Source organism: Dendronalium phyllosphericum CENA369 (assembly GCF_016056275.1).
Lineage (GTDB): Bacteria > Cyanobacteriota > Cyanobacteriia > Cyanobacteriales > Nostocaceae > Dendronalium > Dendronalium phyllosphericum.
In genome coordinates this window covers 1116-7450 of the sequence record NZ_JAECZA010000143.1, presented here as the reverse complement: position 1 = coordinate 7450, position 6335 = coordinate 1116, and the positions used below count along the sequence as shown (strand labels likewise).

5 protein-coding genes are annotated in these 6335 nt (G+C 42.5%); 4 read left to right on the top strand and 1 reads right to left on the bottom strand.

Annotated features, from left to right (window positions below):
* The 3 genes from I8752_RS20945 to I8752_RS20935 form a co-directional block, all read left to right on the top strand.
* Nucleotides 1–477: IS5 family transposase (locus tag I8752_RS20945; RefSeq protein WP_214434219.1), on the top strand; the 477-nt coding region annotated here is incomplete at its 5' end.
* An 82-nt stretch (nt 478–559) separates the two neighbouring features.
* Nucleotides 560–1570 carry a hypothetical protein gene (locus I8752_RS20940; protein ID WP_225895804.1) on the top strand — a complete coding sequence of 337 codons (1011 nt, stop codon included), beginning with the start codon at nt 560–562 and terminating at the stop codon, nt 1568–1570.
* Between the two features lie 258 nt (nt 1571–1828).
* On the top strand, nt 1829–2845 hold the full coding sequence (locus I8752_RS20935; RefSeq protein ID WP_214434218.1) for a sulfate/molybdate ABC transporter ATP-binding protein: 1017 nt from the start codon (nt 1829–1831) through the stop codon (nt 2843–2845).
* Nucleotides 2846–2924: 79 nt separating this feature from the next.
* On the opposite strand, the gene I8752_RS20930 is transcribed toward I8752_RS20935, so the two are convergent.
* The gene (locus I8752_RS20930; protein WP_214434217.1) at nt 2925–5579 is read right to left on the bottom strand and encodes an S-layer homology domain-containing protein; all 2655 of its coding nucleotides are present in this window, start codon (nt 5577–5579) and stop codon (nt 2925–2927) included.
* Nucleotides 5580–5725: 146 nt separating this feature from the next.
* On the opposite strand from I8752_RS20930, the gene dhaL reads away from it, so the two are divergent.
* Nucleotides 5726–6335, top strand: a 610-nt coding sequence (gene dhaL, locus I8752_RS20925) for a dihydroxyacetone kinase subunit DhaL (protein ID WP_214434216.1), incomplete at its 3' end; no start/stop codon positions are given.

Below are 6335 nucleotides of genomic sequence, written 5' to 3'. Positions count from 1 at the left end.
GATGAGGGTAGTGGCGAAATTCTGGGTGCAGTGGTAACTACTAATGATGTCGCTGATTGTGAAGTGCTGCCTGACATATTGGAGCAGATCGAGCAGCCAATAGAGCAAGTATCTGGTGATGGTGGCTATGACACAAAAGGTTGTTACGACACCATTTCACAACGCGGGGCAAAAGCGATAATTCCACCGCGTAGTAACGCCAAAATTCAACAATCAAATAATGAAGCACAGCCACACCCTAGAGATAAAAATCTGCGTCGGGTAAACCAAGTCGGGCGTAAGCAATGGAAACAAGAGTCTGGTTATCATCGACGTTCATTATCTGAAACTGCCATCTTTCGACTCAAAACTATTTTTGGCGGTAAGTTGAGACGACGGTTTTTTGACAATCAAGCTGTCGAGTTATTTCTACAGTGTGCTGCCCTTAATCGCATGATCCAGTTAGGTAAGCCTAACTCTTATAAAGTTGAAGCTTAATTCCTATCTTTACTTCGGATTGGGGTGTCCTTTTTTCCTTTCATGCAACAAAGCCGTTTGGTTAGCGAATTTGCCTTACCCAATGATTCGTCGTCCTGTTGCACAAAATGCTGCTTTTTTGTTGCTACCCAGTTACATGAGTATGGAACAAAACTATCGGCAGGCCTTAGCGTCAATTGAGCAAGCTGAATACTTGATTGAAAAACCTACCAGTGCAGCAGATTTAGCGTTGGGCGAACAGCAACTGCAACAAACAAAGACATATCTAGATAACTTGCCAATTGGGTTGGTTAACGATTGGCCGGAATACAAATATTGGTGGTATGACTGGCGGTTCAGCGTTTACGGTCTAAATGCAGCGCGTCGTCAAGTAGGACAGCTAGAAGCCAAGGTTTTTCAGGAAAAAAATGCTCAAACCTTGCTTACTGATAATAGTCAAACATTATTGAATGCAAAACAGCAATATCAACAAGCTACAACAGTAACCGATAAAAAGTCAGCGATCGCAGCTTGGCGTTCGGCATTGGATAAGTTAGAAGAGATTCCCGGCCAAACCCTAGCCGGAAAAACTGCTCAAAATCAAATAGATGCCTACAAGCGTGATTTTAAGGAAGTTGTGGGATTAGCAGCGGGAAATGAACGCGTCAGTGCTTTAATTACCGCAGCGCAGCAATTTTCTTGGCAAGCTGCTAAAGCCGGTCAAAATCCACCGCACACAGTCACCGAATGGGAACAGATCGAAAATCTATGGCAAGAAGCGATTGAGCGGTTAAAACAGATTTCTGCGGAAGATGTGGTAGGTTATGCCCAGGCACAAAAGTTATTAGCAACTTATGAGACTAATTTAGGTCAAGTCAAAGTCAGACGACAAGCTGAGGCAGATTCTGTGCAAGCTTTAATGACAGCACAACGAGAAATAGAAAGCTTAGTGGCTTCAATTCCTACTGACCCCAAAAATTTGAATCGCAATCGTATAATCGGGCAATTACACAGCATTATCAACCAATTAGAAAAGGTAGAGAAAGGTACAACTGTTTATTTAAAAGCTCAAGAGTTGTTACTATCGGCAAATAACAAATTAAAGCAACTCTAGTAATAAATTTAAATAAACCTTTCCCCCTTTCTCCCGCCCCCGATCCCCAGAGGTACCCCACCTTCCCCTTTTCCCGATTTCTGCAAGAGGTCTATTTTATAAATAGCCTCTTAAGAAACCATAACTAGTCCTAACAGTCATCAGTCATAAGTCATCAAACTTAAATCTTTAAATTCAAAAATATTTTAGATATGGTATAAATAAAACACGGTAAACCTAGCAATAAGCCGTATTTAAAATTGCAGAGGGGCAGCAGCAGTGGGAATTGTAGTCGATAATGTATCCAAGCAGTTCGGAAGTTTTAAAGCAGTCGATCGCGTTAGTTTGGAAATTAAGAGTGGTTCGCTGGTTGCCTTGCTGGGCCCATCAGGATCTGGTAAATCTACTTTGCTAAGATTAATCGCAGGCTTAGAGATGCCAGATAGTGGCAAAATCTTGCTCACAGGTAAAGATGCTACATATCAAAGCGTACAAGAGCGGAATATTGGGTTTGTGTTTCAGCACTATGCTTTATTTAAGCATCTAACAGTGCGGCAGAATATTGCCTTTGGTTTAGAAATTCGCAAAGCACCAGCGAAGAAGATTAAAGGACGAGTCGAACAGTTGTTGGAACTGGTGCAATTAACTGGACTAGGCGATCGCTATCCATCACAACTTTCCGGCGGTCAAAGACAACGGGTAGCTTTAGCAAGGGCACTAGCTGTAGAACCGGATGTTTTATTGCTAGATGAACCTTTTGGGGCACTTGATGCGAAAGTCCGTAAAGATTTACGGGCATGGTTACGCCGCCTCCATGATGAAGTTCATGTTACCACAGTTTTCGTGACCCACGACCAAGAAGAAGCAATGGAAGTCTCTGATGAAGTTGTGGTGATGAATAAAGGGTGCGTAGAACAGGTGGGGACACCAGCAGAAATTTATGACAATCCAGCTACGGCGTTTGTGATGAGCTTTATCGGCCCTGTAAACGTCTTGCCCAACACAGCGAAGATTTTTCAAAACAGTGGCTTTGAAGCCCCATATCCGCAAGTGTTTTTGCGTCCGCAAGATGTGATTGTGGAAAAAGATGCCAATGGTGCTGTAGCACCAGCTAGAGTCAGTCGGCTAATACATTTGGGTTGGGAAGTTCAGCTGGAATTAACTTTAGATGACGGACAAATAGTCACAGCGAATTTAACACGCGATCGCTACAATGAATTACAGTTAGAACCACAACAGCGCGTGTTTGTCAAACCCAAAGATGCAAAATCTTTCCCCTTATATTATTCAGTTTAAAGGGGCAGTGAATTCAAGTATGAAGTCTGAAAGAGTGAGGTATGAATCTACATATCCTCACTCGCTCTTTCTTTAGGAATTACTTATACCCTGCATAAAGTACTAAAACTCGTCCGTTGGCAGAAACCCTGTTAGGAACGTTGGCTCGTTTTAGCTCTTTTGTTTGGTTGCCGCGTGTTTCTTCGACCCAGGTTTGAAAACCTCGTCCAGCAAAATTGACCTCGGCGACACCAGCAAAAGAAGCAGAAGCATTGATGATACGGAAGACGGGATTTTGTTTTGCTACACCGTTCGCATAAATTTGTCCGCCAAGAAGTTCGGTGAAGCCGCCATTACTAGTTTCAATTTTTGTGCTGGCATCTTCTGTCTTCAAACCGAGAATCCAAAGTTTAGCACCTTGATTTACTATGCCAGTAATTGAAGGGTTTTCAGGATCGATCTGTCTCGCCCAAATATTTTGTTTGGGGTTGATAAATTTTACTCCCGCCATCACAGCATCATCAATAAAAAGATTCCCTGTGCCACTGCTTTCTAGGTTCAAGTGTTCGATGTCACGGAAGACTACAGTTCGATTAGTAATGCTCCGCCATTTCAAATTAGATTTCGGATATCTAATAAAGAAATCTTGGATAATTAAAGTTGGTTGACTGCCATTATCTGCAACTATTTCCCCAGTGCCATTAATCCATCCTTGAGTTCCGATAAATCTCCGCACCTTGCCTCGAATTCGCAGAGAACCATTGATGGTATAGTCTCCATTTCTGGGAACTACTACAGTCGTAGCGCCGGAATCGATCGCAGCTTGAAAAGCCGCAGTATCATCTTTGTTATCATTTGGTTTCGCGCCAAACTGCTCGACACTAACCCATGTTTTCGGGTCATCCCAAGCTACTTGAGGAAATTGTTTAATCGGAAGTTGCAGTGATTCCGAGGGAGAGGGAAACTCAGAAATAGTTCGATGAGAACTATATTCAATAATGTTATTTCCTGAAAGTGTATTTACTGCGCCTCGTGCATTGCTTGTAAGAACATTTTTATAGCCTGTAGCCGATACGTTTCTGGCATAGATAAAGCCACAAGAAGAAATTGCCGAGACATTTTTGGCATTGCCGCTACCGCTGAGTTTGGCATTCAATAGTGTCAAAGTACTTCCGACATCAATACCTTGGCAAGTATTGCCGTTGATAATTGCTGGTACAGAATTAACGCTAGAGAAATTATTCAGATTGATTACTTGGCCGCGATTTAAGATCCCAACTTTGTTTTGCTGGCGAACTGTAATGTTCTCCATCGTGATGCTGTTAACAGTACTGTTAGTTCGTACTCCGTAATCAAATCCTACGACCTCAACATTGTTAATTAACATCGGCCCGACTTCACCATGTGTCAATGCCAAGCCTGTCGTTCCTTTACCGTCACCAGAGATAATTTTGACACTTCGCGTTGCTCCATAATTGCTAGCAACAAAATTCAGACCTTCCGCCCCCGGATTATTTTTACCTGTATTAATAGTTAAATTTCTGACTGAATTGCCAAAGCGTTGAGCTTTTAGACTCGCTTTAAATTCATTGGAATTTGGATCTAAATCGGGGTTAAACCCTGTAGAAATTACTGGACGAGGCTTATCTGGATTTTGGAACTTGGCAGAAGAATTTTTTAGTTGAATAATCACGCCATTTTCGCTTTGTCCTTGCAGTATAGTCCGCTTGTAGTCACTGGCAGAAACATTACCTGGCGGCCAATGCAGGGAATCAGAGATGTTATAAACACCGTTGGGCAAATAGATAATCCGTCCTCCACTGGGATATCGATTGAGTGCCTTTTGGATAGCTTGGGTATCATCCTTGCCATCGTTAGGTTTAGCCCCATACTCTGGTGCTGTGACATCAATTACGCCTGCACTTTTCGGAAAGACGATGTTTTCAGTAGAAGTTCCAGACGGTGGTGATAGAGGTGTTGAGGAACTAGTACCACCCGCAATATACTGCTGAGGAACGCTAGAAGTTTGCCCAGAGGCTGCTAAAGCTTGACATAAGAAAGCTGATACATCTGCCCGACTAGCTAATTGATTGGGTTTGAGATATTTAACGTCAGGATAATCAACAACAAGACGTTTTTCAGTTGCTGCGGCGATTCCACTTTGAGCATAGGCAGGAATGCTACTGGCATCAGTAAAATTAGAATTTAATATAGTAGTGGCAGACTGAGTGGGAGAATAGTTCAATCCGCTAGCTAAAGCTACCAAAACTTGAGCGCGAGGAATATTTTGGCGGGGATTGAAAACTTGACCGGGATATCCAGACAAGAATTTTGTTCTAGAGGCTGTTGCAATTGCTGTGTAAGCCCAGTAATTTTTAGGTATATCTTTAAATGCGATCGCATTGCGAGTCTTTTGGGCATTAGGGAAAGCCTTATTAATAATCGCTGCAAACTCAGCCCGCGTCACAGAGGCGTTGGGACGGAAAGTTCCATCAGGATAACCACTGATAATACCTTGACTAGCGAGTTGTGTAATACATGATTGCGACCAGTTGCCACCAATATCACTAAATCGAGATTGAGCGATCGCTGTACTCTTAGGGTATGCAACATTTTCTGGCAAGCCTTGGGTTGTACTTGCTAGAGCAACCTGACCGCCATTATTGCTGCTTTGGCTAACACTAGTAGTTGCTAAGGTAGCAACTAACAGTGCGGGAGTGAGTTGTTTTAAAATTGACTTTTGAGAAGGCAACACTAACTTATCTTCTCACAGCTAAATTGACTACTTAATTAATATATACTTTCCTATTTTACTCTGACAGAGAAATTACGTATAGTTCTCTATTTTTTTAAAATGACTATATCAGTAATCAGCAAAAAGCTAGCTAGATTAAAACAAAGATGGTAAACACAAAGCAGGTTATGCAATGGTTACAGACCTTTGCAACTCAAATAGAGCAAAACAAAGAATACTTAACCCAATTAGATGCAGCGATTGGTGATGCCGATCATGGTATCAATATGGATCGTGGTTTTAAAAAGGTTATCGAGCGATTAACTGGTGTTACTGATGGCGATATTGGTAGCATTTTAAAAACAACGAGTATGACCCTAATTTCTAGTATTGGCGGTGCTAGCGGCCCTTTGTATGGCACACTATTTCTGCGAGCTAGTACAGTAGCAACTGGTAAACACGAACTAACTGCACAAGATTTGCGGGATTTACTCCAAGCTGGCTTAGATGGGGTATTGCAACGTGGGAAAGCGCAACTAGGAGATAAGACAATGGTGGATGTGCTGTCTCCTGCTGTTGTGGCTTTTGGGCAAGCTGTAGAAGAGGGTAAAGATACCACAACAGCAATGCAGCAGGCTGTAGCAGCAGCGGAGGAAGGTTTGCAGAAAACCAAGCCGATGCTAGCGAAGAAAGGACGAGCTAGTTATTTAGGCGAACGGAGTATTGGACATCAAGATCCGGGCGCAACTTCGTCTTATTTGATGTTGAAGTGTTTGT

Excerpts from the sequence above, each read along its gene's own strand:
- I8752_RS20940 (WP_225895804.1), top strand. The coding sequence starts at position 560 with ATGATTCGTCGTCCTGTTGCACAAAATGCTGCTTTTTTGTTGCTACCC.